Below are 15493 nucleotides of genomic sequence, written 5' to 3'. Positions count from 1 at the left end.
CTATTTGCCGAAGGTGCGGACCTTGGCCAGCAGCTTGCTGGTCGAGCGGTCGTGCTGGAAGTCGATGGCCACGGCCTTGCCTCCGTAGCCCAGCACGGCCTTCCCTTCGGGGATCGCGGTCATGTCGTAGTCCCCGCCCTTCGCGTAGATTTCCGGACGCGCTTCGAGCACGACTTCCAGCGCCGTGTCTTCGCCGAAGGGCACCACGAGGCTCACCGATTCCAGCGCGGCCAGTACGGCCATCCGGTCTTCGCAGTTGTTCAGGGGCCGGTCGTCGCCTTTCCCCAAACGCTTGACCGATGCGTCGGTATTGGCTGCCACCACCAGCGAGGCGCCCAGCTCGCGCGCCTGCGCAAGGTAGGTGACGTGGCCGCGGTGCAGGATGTCGAATACGCCGTTGGTCAGCACCACCGGCTTCGGCAGCGATGCAATGCGCGCGGCCAGTTCGGCGCGCGGGCAGATTTTTTCTTCAAAGGGGATCATGTGCCTGGTTCTTCTTCGTCTTCTTCGTCCACCTGCATGCTGAGCGATGCAGAGGCGGCCGCCGCCGCGCCGCCCGGTTCCTTGCGGTCGCCGTGCAGCTTGATCTGCAGGCGCAGCCCGTTCGTGGAGTCCGCGTTGCGCAGCGCTTCTTCGTAGGAGATGTAGCCCTTATTATAAAGCTCGTACAGGGCCTGGTCGAAGGTGCACATGCCCAGCTCCCGCGATTTGTGCATGATCTCCTTGATGCCGTGGAAATTGCCCTTGAAGATCATCTCCGCAATCGTCGGCGTATTGAGCAGGATTTCGATCGCGGCCTTCCGCCCCTTGCCGTCCTCGGTGCGGATCAGGCGCTGCGACACAATGGCGCGCAGGTTCGAGGAGAGGTCCATCAGCAGCTGGTTGCGCCGCTCCTCCGGGAAGAAATTGATGATGCGGTCCATCGTCTGGTTCGCGTTGTTCGCGTGCAGGGTGCCCAGGCAGAGGTGTCCGGTCTCGGCAAACGCAATCGCGTGTTCCATGGTTTCCGTGTCTCGGATTTCGCCGATCAGGATCACGTCCGGGGCCTGGCGCAGCGTGTTCTTCAGCGCGTGGTGCCACGAATGCGTATCGACGCCCACCTCGCGGTGCGTGATCAGGCAGCCCTTGTTCTTGTGGACGTACTCCACCGGGTCTTCGACGGTGATGATGTGCCCCGCCGAATTGCTGTTGCGGTAGTCGATCATGGCGGCCAGCGTGGTCGACTTGCCCGAGCCCGTGCCGCCCACTACCAGCACCAGGCCGCGCTTGGTCATAATGACGTCCTTCAGCACGTCGGGCAGGTCCAGCTTTTCGAAATTCGGAATCTCGGAGGCGATGGTCCTCACTACCATGCCCACGTTTTGCTGCTGTACGAAGACGTTCACGCGGAATCGGCACACATCCGGCAGGGAGATGGCGAAGTTACATTCCATCTCGGCTTCGAACTCGGCGCGCTGGCGCTCGTTCATCAGGGCGTAGGCCAGGGCCCGCGTAACGTCGCCCGTCAGGCGCTGCTGGCTCAGGGCCCGCATCGAGCCCTGCGATTTAATGCTTGGCGGAAAATCGGACGAGATGAACAGGTCCGAACCGCCCACCTGGTGCATCGCCTTCAGCAGTTTGTGGATGTAAGCCTGGGCTTCGTCGGGAGTGAGACTCATGCGATCCTCGCTATCGGTATGCGGTACATTATAGCCACAGCACTTCCCGTGCAAATCTTATCTTCGTTGCATCTGGTCATTGCCTGTGTTCAAATGATCTTATGACACTTACCGAGTTGAAATATATCGTCGCTGTTGCGCGAGCGAAACATTTCGGCCACGCCGCCGAGGCCTGTTTCGTTGCCCAGCCGACGCTTTCGGTAGCCATCAAGAAGCTGGAAGACGAGCTGGGCGTTACCCTGTTCGAACGGGGCGGCGCCGAAATCTCCGTCACGCCGCTGGGCGCGCAGATCGTGGCCCAGGCCGAGCGCGTGCTCGAGCAGACCGCCGCCATCAAGGAACTTGCCAAGCAGAACAAGGACCCGCTCTCCGGCCCCCTGCGCCTGGGCGTGATCTACACCATCGGCCCCTACCTGCTGCCGCCCCTCGTCAAGCTGATGATCGAGAAAACCCCGCAGATGCCCCTTATCCTGCAGGAGAACTACACGGTCAAGCTGCTGGAGCTGCTGCGCCAGGGCGAGCTGGATGCGGCCATCATGGCCCTGCCCCTGCCGGATCATGGCATGTCCATGCGCCCCCTGTACGACGAGCCCTTCGTGGTGGCCATGCCGCGCCAGCACGGGTGGGCGGACCGCAAGAGCATTCCCGCCGAGGACCTGAAGACCGAAACCATGCTGCTGCTGGGCGCGGGCCACTGCTTCCGCGACCAGGTGCTGGAAGTCTGCCCCGAAATGGCGCGCTTCTCGGCGCCGGGCAACGGCATGCAGCGCACTTTCGAAGGCTCCTCGCTCGAAACCATCCGCCACATGGTGGCCAGCGGCATCGGCCTCACGGTGCTGCCGCGCGCCTCCGTGCAGGATATGGAACCGAAGGACGGGATGTTGCAGTTCCGTCAATTCAGCGAACCCTCCCCCTCGCGGCGGGTCGTCATCGTCTGGCGCAAGAGCTTCACCCGCAAGGCGGCCATCGACGCCATCTGCGACGCCGTCGCCGAGTGCGATCTGCCGGGCGTCACCATGCTGGGCAAGGACGAGGCGGAGTAGAATGGCGGCGTTTCCAACGCCACCGAGATGCCTGTGCAAGCCACATCCCCTTCTCCCAGCAAGCTTCAGCTGTATTTCCGCCTGGTCCGCCTGGACAAGCCCATCGGCACGGTGCTCCTGCTCTGGCCGACGCTCAGCGCGCTCTGGCTGGCTTCGGGCGGCGTACCGGACTGGCGCCTGCTCCTGATCTTCAGCCTCGGCACCTTCCTCATGCGCTCGGCGGGCTGCGCCGTGAACGACTATGCCGACCAGGATTTCGACCGGCATGTGAAGCGCACGGCCGACCGCCCCATTACCAGCGGCCGCATCAGCGGCAAGGAAGCGCTGGCCATCGCAGCGGGGCTGTCGCTGATCGCCTTCCTGCTGATCCAGCCTTTGAACGCGCTCGTCAAGCAGCTGAGCGTGGCCGCCCTCATCATCGCGGGCACCTACCCCTACTTCAAGCGCTTCTTCGCCATTCCCCAGGCCTATCTCGGCATCGCCTTCGGCTTCGGCATTCCCATGGCCTTTGCCGCCGTGCAGAATTCCGTGCCCGCCTTCGCCTGGCTGCTCCTGCTGGGCAATGTGTTCTGGGCCGTGGCTTACGATACCGAATACGCCATGGTGGACCGGGATGACGATCTGAAAATCGGCATCAAGACCTCGGCCATTACCTTCGGCCGGGCGGACGTGGCCATCATCATGCTGTGCTACGGCGTGCATCTCGCCATTCTGCTGGCGGCGGGCGCGCACTTCGGCCTGGGGCCGTGGTATCTGCTGGGATTGGCGCTTGCCGCAGGCTGCGCCGTCTACCACTACTTCCTGATCCGCACACGCGAGCGTGCGCCCTGTTTCGCTGCTTTCCGGCACAATAATTATCTGGGCGCGGCCGTCTTTGCCGGTATCGCGCTCGATTACGCACTGCGCTGATCCGCGCATCCTGCAATCCATCCCAAGACGAGGTGATCATGGACCAGACCCCAGCAACGCCGAGCAAATCGAATGGCATGACCCACACGCAGAGCAACGAGAACAGCGAAGCGCGCGAGCGCCTGATGGGCGACCTGAAATCCGCCATCAACGACGCTGAACAATGGCTGCGCAGCGCCAGCAACGCCGGCGCGGAAGACCTGAACGAAGTGAAGTCGAAATTCCAGGAAACCCTGCGCACGGCCAAGACCGACCTGCTGAAGATGGAAGACACCGTCCTAGCCAAGGGCAAGATGGCGGTACAGGCGACCGACGTTTATGTGCACGACAATCCGTGGAAATCGGTGGGCCTGGGTGCCGCCATTGGCGTCATCGTCGGCATGCTGATCTCTTCGCGCACTTAGATGACAGAGGGGACAGACCCCGCAGGGGGTCTGTCCCCGAAAACCAAGTCCGTTACCGAACTCCAGTCCGCGCCGACCATGTTCGGCGGTCGACTGGGTTACCGGGGACAGACCCTATGCAGGGTCTGTCCCCTCTGCTCCCAACTCCTCGCCGAGCTCCTTGCCGCGTGCCGCCGCCGCCTTCAGCGCCGTCACAATCGCAGCCTTCACCCCACTGTTCTCCATGCTCGTCAGCGCCGCATAGGTGGTGCCGCCTTTCGACGTGACCCGCTCGCGCAGCACCGACACCGGCTCTTCCGACTGCGCCGCCAGCTGCGCCGCGCCCGTGAAGGTGGCAATGGCGAGCTGCGTACCCTGCTCCGCCGTCAGCCCCATCTCCAGCGCCGCCTGCTGCATCGCCTCGATGAAGTAGAACACATAGGCGGGGCCGCTGCCCGATACCGCCGTCACCGGATCGATCAGCGCCTCGTCGTCCAGCCATACAGTCTGGCCCACGGCCTTCAGAATCCGGTCCGCCGCTTCGCGCTGCTGCGCCGTCACGCCGCTGGAAGCCACCATGCCCGTCACACCCTGCCCGATCAGCGCTGGCGTATTGGGCATGGTGCGCACGATGGCCTGGTAGCCGCCGAGCCAGCGCGACAGGTCCGCCGCGCGAATGCCCGCTGCAATCGACAGCACGAGCGGCTGGCGTCCCGCCGCCTGCGCGCCCTGCAGCAGCGGCAGCAGCTGGGCCGCCACCTCGCGCATGCTCTGCGGCTTCACGGCGAGGACGATCACCTCGGCCTCCGCCACTTTCCCGTCCGCTGCGCTGGCAGTGCTCACGCCAAACTGCGCATGCAGCTTCTCCAGCGAAGCCGGATTGGGGTCCGCCACGTGGATATTGGCGCCCGGCGTCAGCTTGCCAGCCAGGCCCGCGATCAGCGCGGCGGCCATATTCCCGCCGCCTACGAATGCAATCTTCATGCTTATCCCTTGTTGTATGAACGCGCGCCGAAGATGGCGCTGCCGACGCGCACAATGGTCGCGCCTTCCAGTATCGCGGCCCGCATATCGGCGGACATGCCCATGGACAGCGTATCGAGCGCCAGCCCGTCCGCGCGCAGGCCGTCGAACAGCTCGCGCATGGCGCGGAAGGCGGTGCGCTGCTGCGACTCGTCGTCCGTGGGTTCAGGAATCGCCATCAGGCCGCGCAGTTGCAAATTCGGCAGGCTTGCCACCTTGCGCGCCAGGTCCGCCACTTCCTGCGGCGCCACGCCGCTCTTGCTGGCTTCCCCACTGATATTCACCTGCAGGCAGATATTGACCGGCCCCAGCCCCGCCGGGCGCTGTTCGGACAGGCGCTGCGCGATCTTCTCCCGCTCGACGGTGTGCACCCAGTCGAAATGCTCGGCAATGGGCCGCGTCTTGTTGCTCTGGATCGGGCCGATGAAATGCCACTCCAGCGCTGCGTGCGGCAGGGTTTCGCGCAACGTGCGAATCTTGTCCACGCCTTCCTGCACATAGTTCTCGCCGAAGGCGCGCTGCCCGGCTGCCGCCGCGGCTTCCACCGCATCGGGGCCGAAGGTTTTGGAAACGGCCAGCAAACGCACGCTGTCCGGGCGGCGCCCTGCCTCGGCGGCAGCGGCAACAATGGCGGAAGCGACAGCTTGCAAGTTCTGGGGGATTGTGGACATAATCAAATGAGCAGGCCGAGCACAGGCCGAATTTCCAGGGCACAGGGATTATAAATGGACATCTCCGAACTACTCGCATTCTCCGTCAAGAACAAGGCATCCGACCTCCACCTCTCGGCCGGCCTGCCGCCCATGATCCGCGTGCACGGCGACGTCCGCCGCATCAACCTGCCACCGCTTGAGCACAAGGACGTGCACGGCATGATCTATGACATCATGAACGACGGCCAGCGCAAGGCCTACGAGGAAATGCTGGAGTGCGACTTCTCCTTCGCCATTCCCGGCCTGGCGCGCTTCCGTGTGAACGCCTACAACCAGGAGCGCGGCGCCTCGGCGGTGATGCGGACCATTCCGTCCAAGATCCTGACGCTGGAAGAGCTGAACGCACCGAAGATCTTCGCCGAATTCGCCCTCAAGCCGCGCGGCCTGGTGCTCGTTACCGGCCCCACCGGCTCGGGCAAATCGACCACGCTGGCGGCCATGATCAACCACCTGAACGAGAACGAGTACGGCCACATCCTCACCATCGAGGACCCGATCGAGTTCGTGCACGAATCGAAGAAGTGCCTGATCAACCAGCGGGAAGTCGGCCCGCACACCCTCTCCTTCAACAACGCGCTGCGCTCCGCGCTGCGTGAAGACCCGGACGCCATCCTGGTCGGCGAGCTGCGCGACCTGGAAACCATCCGCCTCGCCTTGTCCGCCGCCGAAACGGGCCACCTGGTGTTCGGCACCCTGCACACCTCCTCCGCCGCCAAGACCATCGACCGTATCGTCGACGTGTTCCCGGCCGAGGAAAAGGAGATGGTGCGCGCCATGCTGTCCGAATCGCTGCAGGCCGTCATCTCGCAAACGCTGCTGAAGACGAAGGACGGTTCCGGCCGCGTGGCCGCCCACGAAATCATGGTGGGCACGCCCGCGATCCGCAACCTGATCCGCGAGGCGAAGATCGCGCAGATGTATTCCGCCATCCAGACCGGCAGCAATGTCGGCATGCAGACGCTGGACCAGAACCTCACGGACCTCGTGCGCCGCAACGTGATCTCGTCCGCCGCCGCCCGCAACGCGGCCAAGATCCCCGAAAACTTCCCTGGCTAAGGAACGGCAATGGAACGCGACCAGGCATCCAAATTCATGTTCGACCTGCTGCGCCTCATGGTCAGCAAAAAAGGCTCGGACCTTTTCATCACCGCCGGCTTCCCGCCCGCGATGAAAATCGACGGCAAGATGACGCCCGTATCGCAGCAGGCCCTCACGCCCGCGCACACGGCGGACCTGGCCCGTTCGATCATGAACGACAAGCAGACCGCCAGCTTCGAGGCAACGAAAGAAGCCAACTTCGCCATCGCCCCCGGCGACCTGGGACGCTTCCGCGTTTCCGCCTTCGTGCAGATGGGTTCCGTGGGCATGGTGCTGCGCGTGATTAACAGCTCCATTCCGAAGCTGGAAGACCTGGGCCTGCCCGAGGTGCTGAAGGACGTGATCATGGCCAAGCGCGGCCTGGTTATCATGGTGGGCGCCACGGGCTCCGGCAAATCGACCACGCTGGCGGCCATGGTGGGCTACCGCAACGCCAACAGCTACGGCCATATCATCACGATCGAGGACCCGGTGGAATTCGTTCACCCGCACGGCAACTGCGTGGTGACCCAGCGCGAAGTGGGCGTGGACACGGATGACTGGGAAATCGCGCTGAAGAACACCCTGCGCCAGGCGCCGGACGTCATCCAGATCGGCGAGATCCGCGACCGCCAGACCATGGACCACGCCATCGCCTTCGCCGAAACCGGCCACCTCTGCCTGGCCACGCTGCACGCGAACAGCTCCAACCAGGCCCTGGACCGCATCATCAACTTCTTCCCCGAAGAGCGCCGCCAGCAGCTGCTGATGGACCTTTCCCTGAACCTGAAAGGCATGATCTCCCAGCGCCTGATTCCGCTCAAGGAAGCCAAGGGCCGCGCGGTCGCCATCGAGATCATGCTGAACTCCCCGCTGATCGCGGACCTGATCTTCAAGGGCGAAGTCCACGAGATCAAGGAGTTGATGAAGAAGTCGCGCGAACTGGGCATGCAGACCTTCGACCAGTCGCTTTTCGACCTCTACGAAGCGGGCAAGATCTCCTACGAAGACGCGCTGCGCAACGCGGACTCCGTCAACGACCTGCGCCTGGCCATCAAGCTCGAAAGCAAGGACGCGCGCAACCGCGACCTCGCGGCCGGCACCGAACACCTGGGCCTCGTGTAATGAGCACCGTCTTCGATTTCAGCGCCAACAGCATTTCCGGCCATCCGGTGCCGCTGGCGCAGTACCAGGGCAAGGTTCTGCTGATCGTGAACACCGCCAGCCAGTGCGGCTTCACGCCGCAATACGATGGCCTGGAAAAGCTGCAGCAGCGCTTCCACGCGCAAGGTTTCGAGGTGCTGGGCTTCCCCTGCAACCAGTTCGGCGCGCAGGAGCCGGGCGACGAAGCGCAGATCGCAAGCTTCTGCGAATCGAAGTTCGGCGTGAGCTTCCCCATGTTCGCGAAAGTGGAAGTCAATGGCGAGCATGCCCATCCCCTCTACCAGCACTTGAAGAAGACCGCCCCCGGCCTGCTCGGCACCGAGGGCATCAAATGGAACTTCACCAAGTTCCTGATCCGGAAGGACGGCACGGTGTACGACCGCTACGCCCCCACCACCCGTCCGGAGGACATTGTCCGGGACATCGAGAAGCTGCTCGCCGAATAGAATTTTCCACAGCACTGTGGTTTCGGAATAAAACCCGCCCAAAAGGCGGCTTTCCCATTGATGGCATCGTTTTCACTTAGTTGCCCACTGGCATTACTTTTTCGGTAATAATGAGTGGATCATGCCGCCGCCAACCACGCTGACGTCATACTGGAGCAAGATGGGACTTTGCGCCCGTCTGTTTCTGCCATTGGCCTTTCTCATCGCCGGGATTGTCGGGGTCCGCTACTGGCTCCTGAGCGATGCCGCGTCGAGCCAGGAGCGCCTGCGCTACACGATGGAATCGCAGCATGTGGCCCAGGCCCTGAGCCGCGCCCTGCCTCCGCTGGCGGCGGAAAGGAACGACACCGCCATCGCCTCCCTGCTGCAGCACGCTGCGGACGTCAATCCCAATATCGCCGAGGTGCGCTGGCAAGGCGGCGAGTCGCCACTGCGCATCCAGCGCGACAGCGCCGAACAGGAATTCCCTGCCTGGTTCGCCCGCGTGGCCCGCCTGGAGCCGCTCAGCTACAGCATTCCCATGGTGCTCCCCGACGGCACGACGGGCACCCTGCAGCTCTGGTTCAGCAATACGCTTCCGCTGAACCGCGTGTGGACAGGCTTGCGCCAGCAGGCGGCCATCACCGCTCTCAATATCTTCCTGATCTACGCCCTGCTCGGGCTCCTGGTCTTCGCCGCCCGCCGCGTGCTGGGCCGCGTCGCCGCCGCGGCGCGCGCTTTCCGGGGCGGCGACTATCACGTGCGCCTGTCCCTGCGCGGCAGCCCCGAGATCCGCAAGCTGGCCCGCACCTTCAACGACATGGCAGAGCGCGTGCAGGCGCTGGTGGGCACCCTGCAGGCGGAGAAGGAACGCATCGCCGTTACGCTGGAATCCATCGGCGACGCGGTCATCACCACGGACCTCACCGGCAGGATCGAAACGATGAACGCGGCGGCCATGCAGCTCACCGGCTGCGGCGCCGACGAGGCGCGCGGCATGGAGCTGCACACCGTGTTCACGCTGGCGAACAACTTCGGCCAGCATACCCTGCTCAAATCCATGAGCGCCATCTACGCAGGCGGTCCGGTGGTCAAGGCCAAGAACCAGAGCCTGCGCCACCGCTCGGGCGAGCGCTATAACGTGGAGTACACGGCTGCGCCCATCCGCCGCAGCAACGGCAATGTGGAAGGCGCGGTCCTCGTCTTCCGGGACGTGAGCGAAACCCGGCACCTCATGCAGCAAATGAGCTGGCAAAGCCACCACGACGTGCTCACCGGCTTACCCAACCGCGCGGCGCTCCAGGCCCGCTTCGACCACGAAATCGGCCGCGCGCGCGAAGAAGACCTGCTTCTGGCGGTCTGCCTCTTCGACCTCGACCTCTTCCGCGAAGTGAACGAAAGCGGGGGCCAGATGCTGGGCGACGAGGTGCTCAAGCAGGTCGCCAGCCGCCTACACGACTTTGCAGGCACGCGGCACTACGTGGCGCGGCTGGGCGGCGACGAATTCGTGATGCTGCTGCGCGAACAGGCCAACCGCGCCGAGATCGAACACACGCTGGAACGCCTGATGCTGTCGCTAAAGCGCAGCTACCAGTGCCAGACGCAAACGATCAACCTGACTGCCAGCGCTGGCGTGGCCGTGTACACGGGCACCACGGCCAGCCCGGACAACCTGCTGCGCCACGCCGACCAGGCCCTCTACCAGGCCAAGGTGCAGGGCCGCAGCCGCGTGCATTTCTTCGACGCCGATCTGGACGAGGAAGTGCGCACCCACCACAACCGGCGCACGGAGATCCGCGAGGCCTTGCAATCGGAGCAGCTCTGCCTCTACTTCCAGCCCAAGGTGAACCTGCGCCAGGGCCGTATCGTGGGCATGGAAGCGCTGCTGCGCTGGAATCACCCCGAACGCGGGCTCGTTCCTCCGCTCGAGTTCCTGCCCATCATCGAGCACACGGACCTGATTGCCGATATCGGCGAGTGGGTACTGCGGCGTGCCCTCACCCAGGTGGCGCAGTGGCGTGCCGCGGGGCGCGAATGGGTGGTGAGCGTGAATATAGCGGCGCGCCACTTCCAGCGTCCCGATTTCGTGCAGCGCCTGCGCGGCATCCTCGACGAGTTCCCGGAAGTGCCGCCGCAGCTGCTGGAACTGGAGATACTGGAATCCTCTGCCCTGCACGACGTGAGCCATGTGCGCAACATCATGCAGGAATGCCAGGCCTTCGGCATCCGCTTCGCGCTGGACGATTTCGGCACCGGCTATTCATCCATGTCCTACCTCAAGCGCCTGCCCGCCGACATGCTCAAGATCGACCAGAGCTTCGTGCGCAATATGCTCGACGACTCGGACGACCTGCACCTGGTAAGCGCCGTCATTGGTCTGGCGCGCGCCTTCAACCGCGGCGTAATTGCGGAAGGCGTGGAGACGGTGGAACACGGCGCCCTCCTGATCCGCATGGGCTGCGACCTGGCGCAAGGCTACGGCATCGCGCGCCCCATGCCCGCCGACACGGTGCTGGACTGGGCTGGCGGCTTCACCGCCGTTCCCGCCTGGGAGAACGCCAGCCTCCTGGGTCCCCTCACCAGCCTGCACAACGTCCACCGCAGGGACGACGCGCAGATGATGCTCTTCACACCCGTCTAGCCAAAGAACGAGAAAGAGACACTCACTTTACGAAGTCATACTCCTGACCGATTACGGTTCCTCGTTGGGCTGCGAGGTCTCCTGGGTGTCGAGCACGGGTAGTGTCGCGAGACGCGGGCGCTTGGGCCATTGAAACGGCTGTTCGTAATACTTTTTCTTAAAGAGGACGCATCCATTACACGGCAGGATGCTCTCCAGAGTCGCGATGCGACCTTCCGTCACCCTGACGTAGCACAGATCTATTGTGTACGACGCCGCAGAGCCCTCTGACATCTCCGCTGTATCGAACGCACACTGAGCATCTCGGAATTTAAGCCATGCTCGTTGGGCGATTCTCAATCTGCGCGGCTTCTCCAAAGCTTGAGTCAGCATTGTGTAAATCTGGTTCAATCGAGCATTCGATTCATGCAGCTCCCTGTTCATACAAGCGGTTGTCTCCATCATGTTCCCAAGCTCGCACAGCCACTGCTTTCTGGTGGCTACGTCTTCGAACCGCTCAAATGCGTGGGCCGGACTGGTAAGGGAAAGTACGACGCAGAACCAGATGGTTGGCCTTAATTTCATTGGTCGCTCTCATTAGTGCAACTCGTACAGAGTCAGAGCTGAGCATCGTAGCAATTCTTTCTCATGGAAAATGCGTAAAATGTCACATTCCTGAGAGCACCGCACCGTTATTTCGAGAGCATGGACGGGTGCAGCTAGAATCGTGCCTTCTGCTATTCATTCAATTTACTCAATGCATATCTGGGTCGATGCCGACGCCTGCCCTGCCGTCATCAAGGACATCCTGTTCCGGGTGGCAGAACGCCTGCAGATCAATGTCACATTGGTGGCTAACCAGTTGATTCGCGTGCCGGGCTCGCGCTTCGTCCGCGCGCTCCAGGTTCCGGCGGGCGCCGACGCGGCCGACGCCGAGATCGTGGCGCGAGTCAGCCCGGGCGATATCGTTGTGACGGGTGATATCCCTCTTGCCGCACTGGTGCTCGACAAGGGCGGGAAGCCGCTGAACCCGCGGGGCGAATGGTACACGCGGGATACCATTGCCCAGCAGCTGACCATGCGCGCGTTCATGGAGGAGCTGCGTGGCAGCGGCGTCGATACTGGCGGCCCTTCCGCATTCAGCCAGGCGGACCGGCAGAACTTCGCCAATGCGCTCGACCGGGAACTGGCCCGAAATTTCTTGCAACGAAAAGGCGGCACGTGACATCCAAGGTTAGGGAGCAGTACCAACAACCTGACCAAGGAGCACATCATGAATATTCTGACGAACAAACTTGCACTCGCCGCTGCCGCTGCCGCCTTCTCGCTGACCGCCCTGGCCCAGTCGGCGCCGGACGATGCACAGATCGCGGGCATCGTCGTCGCGGCCAATACGGTCGATATCGAGGCGGGCAAGCTGGCGCAGTCGATGACGAAGAACGCCCAGGTCAAGGCCTTCGCGGAGCAGATGGTCACGGACCACTCGGGCGTCAACAAGCAGGCCGTCGCATTGGTGACGAAACTGAAGGTGACCCCAGCCGAGAGTGACCTGAGCAAGAGCCTGAAACAGGGCGGCAACGACAACCTCGCGAAACTGAAGACGCTCAAGGGCAAGGAGTTCGACAAAGCCTATGTGGACCATGAAGTGGCCTACCACCAGGCCGTGATCGATGCGCTGGACAAGACGCTCATTCCGAACGCGAAGAACGCCGAACTGAAGGAAACCCTGGTGAAGGTGCGCCCGGCCTTCGTTGCACACCTGGAGCACGCCAAGCATATCGCAGCCTCGCTCAAGTAAGGCAGGCGCCATGACATTCCGCATGAAAGCGGCAGTGGCGGCTGCCGCCACGCTCCTGGCCGGGGCAGCGCTCGCCGCTCCGGCCGTGCACATCGTGCTGATCGACGGCATGCAGTTCATTCCTCAGACGCTGGAGGTGAAGCCTGGGGACACGGTCATCTGGCGCAACAAGGATCCGTTTCCCCACAATGTCACGGCGGATGCGAAAGGCGGCCCCGCCTCGCCGGCGATTGCCGCCGAGGCAAGCTGGAAGTTCACCGCGGAGAAGCGCGGCAGCTATCCCTACGTGTGCACCTTGCATCGCATGATGAAGGGTACACTGGTCGTCAAATGAAGGAGCGGAGCGATGCAATTGCACAGCAAGGCCGATCTGAAGCAGGCCTCGGGGCCTGAGCTTATGCGCCTTGTGGCGCAAGGCGAGCAGGCTGCATTCGAAGTGCTCATGCGGAAGCACAACCAGCTTCTGTACAGGACGGCGCGCAGCATGGTGCGGGACGACGCGGAGGCAGAGGATATTGTGCAGGAAGCCTACCTGCTGGCCTATCGCAATGCCTCGACCTTCCGCGGCGAGGCTTCCCTGTCGACCTGGCTCACGCGCATCGTCATCAACGAGGCCACGGGAAGGCTGCGCAAGCAGCAGCGCCGGGCCGACATCATCCAGCTTGTGCCGGGAGCGGATCTCGCCGAAGGCGTCGAGGAAGAAGCCATGGACGAAGCACTGAGGGCCTTTCCCGAAGCGCCGGACGAGGCGGTGCTGCGTGCCGAGGCGCGCAGGCTGATCGAAGCGCGCATCGACAAGCTTCCCGGCCGGCTGCGCACCGTGTTCGTGCTGCGCGCAGTGGAGGACATGCCGGTGCAGGAGGTGGCATCTGTTCTGAATGTCCCTGAAGCGACCGTACGCAGCCACTTCTTCCGTGCCAGAGGACTGCTGCGCGAGGCACTGGCGCGCGACTTCGACAATGCTTCCGCATCCGCGTTTTCCTTCGACGGCGAGCGCTGCGACCGTATCGTGGCGGGCGTGCTCGCGCGGCTCTAAGGGACGTTCAGAAAATGTGCTCGGCGCCGGGCGGTGGCGCCACCCATTTGTGCATCCGTTCTTCGTAGACGGATATCGTTGGAGAGGGAAAATTTGGGTCGGCGAAGGCCCCGACTGGAATGCCGAGGAAGCCTTCCAGTCCCAGGAGCTCATAGTAGACGGTGGCCCCGCAGCGGGGACAGAAATGGAAGCGCGCGCCCGGGCCGTCGTCACCCGCGCGCGTGTATTCCGTCGCCTCACCGGATACCGTCACGTTCTCGCGCGGATACCTCGCCTGCTCACCGAAGACGCTTCCGGTGCGGCGCTGGCACGCCAGGCAGTGGCAGATGGAGATCCGGACGGGATCTCCTGTGACTTGAGCCGTGAGCTGCCCACAGCTGCACGATGCGGTTCTGCTTGTCATATGCGCTCCTCTAGGCCAGCAGGCGATCCAGCAATTCAACCCAGTGCTCGACCGGGATTTCGGTGCCGGACTGCAGATGGCTCACGCAGCCGATGTTGGCTGAAACGATGCGCTGGGCGCCCGTGTCGGCCAGGTTGGCCAGTTTGCGGTCGCGCAGCTCCTTCGAGATTTCAGGATACAGCATCGAATACGTTCCTGCCGAGCCGCAGCACAGGTGCGAGTCGGCGCAGAGCCTCACGTCCACGCCCACGGCGCGCAGCAGGCCTTCCACCTTGCCGCGAATCTGCTGGCCATGCTGCAGCGAACATGGCGGATGATAGGCGACGCGCTCCGACGGCTTGCGTTCGGCCACACGCTGCACCAGCTCATTCTCGAAGGCGGGCAGAACCTCGCTGAGGTCGAGCGTGAGCGCGGAGATGCGGGCCGCTTTCTCGGCGTACTGCGGATCGCGCGCCAGCAGATGACCGTACTCCTTGACCGTGACGCCGCAGCCGGAGGCCGTCATCACGATCGCCTCGATACCGCTCTCCACATACGGCCACCACGCATCGATATTGCGGCGCATGTCGTCCATGCCGCCGTCCTGGTCGTTCATGTGGAAGCGCAGCGCGCCGCAGCACCCCGCCTTCGGCGCAACGACCAGTTGGACACCCACGGCGTCGAGCACGCGCGCGGCCGCGGCGTTGATATTGGGCGCCATGGCGGGCTGCACGCAGCCGTCCAGCACCAGCATCTTGCGGGCGTGCTGGCGCGCCGGCCATGCCTGCGGCAGGCGCATTGGCGGAATCTTGTCCTGCAGGGACTTCGACAGCAGTGGACGGAACAACTGCCCCATGCGCAGTGCTGGCGTGAACAGGCCCTTGCGCGCCAGGCCTTCCTTGAGCACATAGCGCTGGATGCGCTGGCCCAGCGGGCGCGGCACGCGTTCCTCCACCACCTTGCGGCCGATGTCGGCCAGGCGTCCATACTGCACGCCGGAAGGGCAGGTGGATTCGCAGTTGCGGCAGGTGAGGCAGCGGTCCAGGTGGGTCTGGGTGCTGTGCGTGACCGGCGCGCCTTCCAGCACCTGCTTGATCAGGTAGATGCGGCCGCGCGGTCCATCCAGCTCGTCGCCCAGCAGCTGGTAGGTGGGACAGGTGGCGGTGCAGAAGCCGCAATGCACGCAGGCGCGCAGGATGGATTCCGCCTCGTCGCCTTCAGGCGTGTTACGAATGAAGTCTGCCAGATTGGTTTGCATAGGT

Annotated in this window: 18 protein-coding genes; 11 read left to right on the top strand and 7 right to left on the bottom strand. The window is 63.6% G+C overall.

Annotation, left to right across the window (positions count from 1 at the left end):
• Window positions 1-483: an adenylyltransferase/cytidyltransferase family protein gene (locus tag LSQ66_RS01270; protein ID WP_231768012.1), complete on the bottom strand. Its 483-nt coding sequence runs from the start codon at window positions 481-483 to the stop codon at window positions 1-3.
• The gene (locus LSQ66_RS01265) at window positions 480-1658 is read right to left on the bottom strand and encodes a PilT/PilU family type 4a pilus ATPase (RefSeq protein WP_269449127.1); all 1179 of its coding nucleotides are present in this window, start codon (window positions 1656-1658) and stop codon (window positions 480-482) included. Before LSQ66_RS01265 ends, LSQ66_RS01270 begins: the two co-directional genes overlap by 4 nt.
• Window positions 1659-1759: 101 nt before the next feature.
• On the opposite strand from LSQ66_RS01265, the gene LSQ66_RS01260 reads away from it, so the two are divergent.
• Genes LSQ66_RS01260 through LSQ66_RS01250 form a run of 3 tightly spaced genes read left to right on the top strand, consistent with a single transcriptional unit; the run spans window position 1760 to window position 4014 of the window.
• Window positions 1760-2701: a hydrogen peroxide-inducible genes activator gene (locus LSQ66_RS01260; protein ID WP_231768011.1), complete on the top strand. Its 942-nt coding sequence runs from the start codon at window positions 1760-1762 to the stop codon at window positions 2699-2701.
• 33 nt (window positions 2702-2734) lie between these two features.
• Window positions 2735-3610: a 4-hydroxybenzoate octaprenyltransferase gene (gene ubiA / locus LSQ66_RS01255; RefSeq protein WP_231768010.1), complete on the top strand. Its 876-nt coding sequence runs from the start codon at window positions 2735-2737 to the stop codon at window positions 3608-3610.
• Window positions 3611-3648: 38 nt separating this feature from the next.
• Complete coding sequence (locus tag LSQ66_RS01250) at window positions 3649-4014, top strand: DUF883 family protein (protein WP_231768009.1); 366 nt, start codon at window positions 3649-3651, stop codon at window positions 4012-4014.
• A 114-nt stretch (window positions 4015-4128) separates the two neighbouring features.
• Here the strand turns inward: LSQ66_RS01250 and proC are convergent, their stop codons facing one another.
• Together proC and LSQ66_RS01240 are read right to left on the bottom strand one after the other, a co-directional pair.
• The gene (proC, locus tag LSQ66_RS01245) at window positions 4129-4977 is read right to left on the bottom strand and encodes a pyrroline-5-carboxylate reductase (RefSeq protein WP_231768008.1); all 849 of its coding nucleotides are present in this window, start codon (window positions 4975-4977) and stop codon (window positions 4129-4131) included.
• A gap of 2 nt (window positions 4978-4979) precedes the next feature.
• Entirely contained in the window at window positions 4980-5687 is a 708-nt protein-coding gene (locus LSQ66_RS01240) for a YggS family pyridoxal phosphate-dependent enzyme (RefSeq protein ID WP_231768007.1), read from the bottom strand.
• 54 nt (window positions 5688-5741) lie between these two features.
• Between LSQ66_RS01240 and LSQ66_RS01235 the strand changes: the two genes are divergently transcribed.
• The 4 genes from LSQ66_RS01235 (at window position 5742) to LSQ66_RS01220 (ending at window position 11036) form a co-directional block, all read left to right on the top strand.
• Complete coding sequence (locus tag LSQ66_RS01235; RefSeq protein ID WP_231768006.1) at window positions 5742-6785, top strand: type IV pilus twitching motility protein PilT; 1044 nt, start codon at window positions 5742-5744, stop codon at window positions 6783-6785.
• 9 nt (window positions 6786-6794) lie between these two features.
• Window positions 6795-7931 (top strand): PilT/PilU family type 4a pilus ATPase, encoded by a 1137-nt coding sequence (locus LSQ66_RS01230; RefSeq protein WP_231768005.1) that lies wholly within the window; start codon window positions 6795-6797, stop codon window positions 7929-7931.
• Complete coding sequence (locus tag LSQ66_RS01225; RefSeq protein ID WP_231768004.1) at window positions 7931-8416, top strand: glutathione peroxidase; 486 nt, start codon at window positions 7931-7933, stop codon at window positions 8414-8416. Before LSQ66_RS01230 ends, LSQ66_RS01225 begins: the two co-directional genes overlap by 1 nt.
• Window positions 8417-8537: 121 nt before the next feature.
• Window positions 8538-11036 (top strand): EAL domain-containing protein, encoded by a 2499-nt coding sequence (locus tag LSQ66_RS01220; protein WP_231768003.1) that lies wholly within the window; start codon window positions 8538-8540, stop codon window positions 11034-11036.
• A gap of 51 nt (window positions 11037-11087) precedes the next feature.
• Here LSQ66_RS01220 and LSQ66_RS24790 read toward each other — a convergent pair whose 3' ends face one another.
• Complete coding sequence (locus tag LSQ66_RS24790) at window positions 11088-11477, bottom strand: lysozyme inhibitor LprI family protein (protein WP_407659617.1); 390 nt, start codon at window positions 11475-11477, stop codon at window positions 11088-11090.
• A 295-nt stretch (window positions 11478-11772) separates the two neighbouring features.
• On the opposite strand from LSQ66_RS24790, the gene LSQ66_RS01215 reads away from it, so the two are divergent.
• From LSQ66_RS01215 to LSQ66_RS01200, 4 genes are read left to right on the top strand one after another with little or no spacing between them, the layout of a single operon-like run.
• Window positions 11773-12240 carry a YaiI/YqxD family protein gene (locus LSQ66_RS01215; protein WP_231768002.1) on the top strand — a complete coding sequence of 156 codons (468 nt, stop codon included), beginning with the start codon at window positions 11773-11775 and terminating at the stop codon, window positions 12238-12240.
• A 48-nt stretch (window positions 12241-12288) separates the two neighbouring features.
• Entirely contained in the window at window positions 12289-12813 is a 525-nt protein-coding gene (locus LSQ66_RS01210) for a DUF4142 domain-containing protein (RefSeq protein ID WP_231768001.1), read from the top strand.
• A 10-nt stretch (window positions 12814-12823) separates the two neighbouring features.
• Window positions 12824-13147 carry a cupredoxin domain-containing protein gene (locus tag LSQ66_RS01205; RefSeq protein ID WP_231768000.1) on the top strand — a complete coding sequence of 108 codons (324 nt, stop codon included), beginning with the start codon at window positions 12824-12826 and terminating at the stop codon, window positions 13145-13147.
• A 12-nt stretch (window positions 13148-13159) separates the two neighbouring features.
• Entirely contained in the window at window positions 13160-13849 is a 690-nt protein-coding gene (locus LSQ66_RS01200) for an RNA polymerase sigma factor (RefSeq protein WP_269449126.1), read from the top strand.
• Window positions 13850-13856: 7 nt separating this feature from the next.
• Here the strand turns inward: LSQ66_RS01200 and LSQ66_RS01195 are convergent, their stop codons facing one another.
• Window positions 13857-14252 (bottom strand): GFA family protein, encoded by a 396-nt coding sequence (locus tag LSQ66_RS01195; RefSeq protein ID WP_231767999.1) that lies wholly within the window; start codon window positions 14250-14252, stop codon window positions 13857-13859.
• Window positions 14253-14262: 10 nt separating this feature from the next.
• The gene (gene glcF, locus LSQ66_RS01190) at window positions 14263-15489 is read right to left on the bottom strand and encodes a glycolate oxidase subunit GlcF (protein ID WP_231767998.1); all 1227 of its coding nucleotides are present in this window, start codon (window positions 15487-15489) and stop codon (window positions 14263-14265) included.
• Between the last annotated feature and the right edge of the window lie 4 nt (window positions 15490-15493).

It is taken from the genome of Massilia endophytica (genome assembly GCF_021165955.1).
In the GTDB taxonomy this organism is placed as follows: Bacteria; Pseudomonadota; Gammaproteobacteria; order Burkholderiales; family Burkholderiaceae_D; genus Rugamonas; species Rugamonas endophytica.
This window is presented reverse-complemented; position numbering and strand designations above follow the sequence as displayed.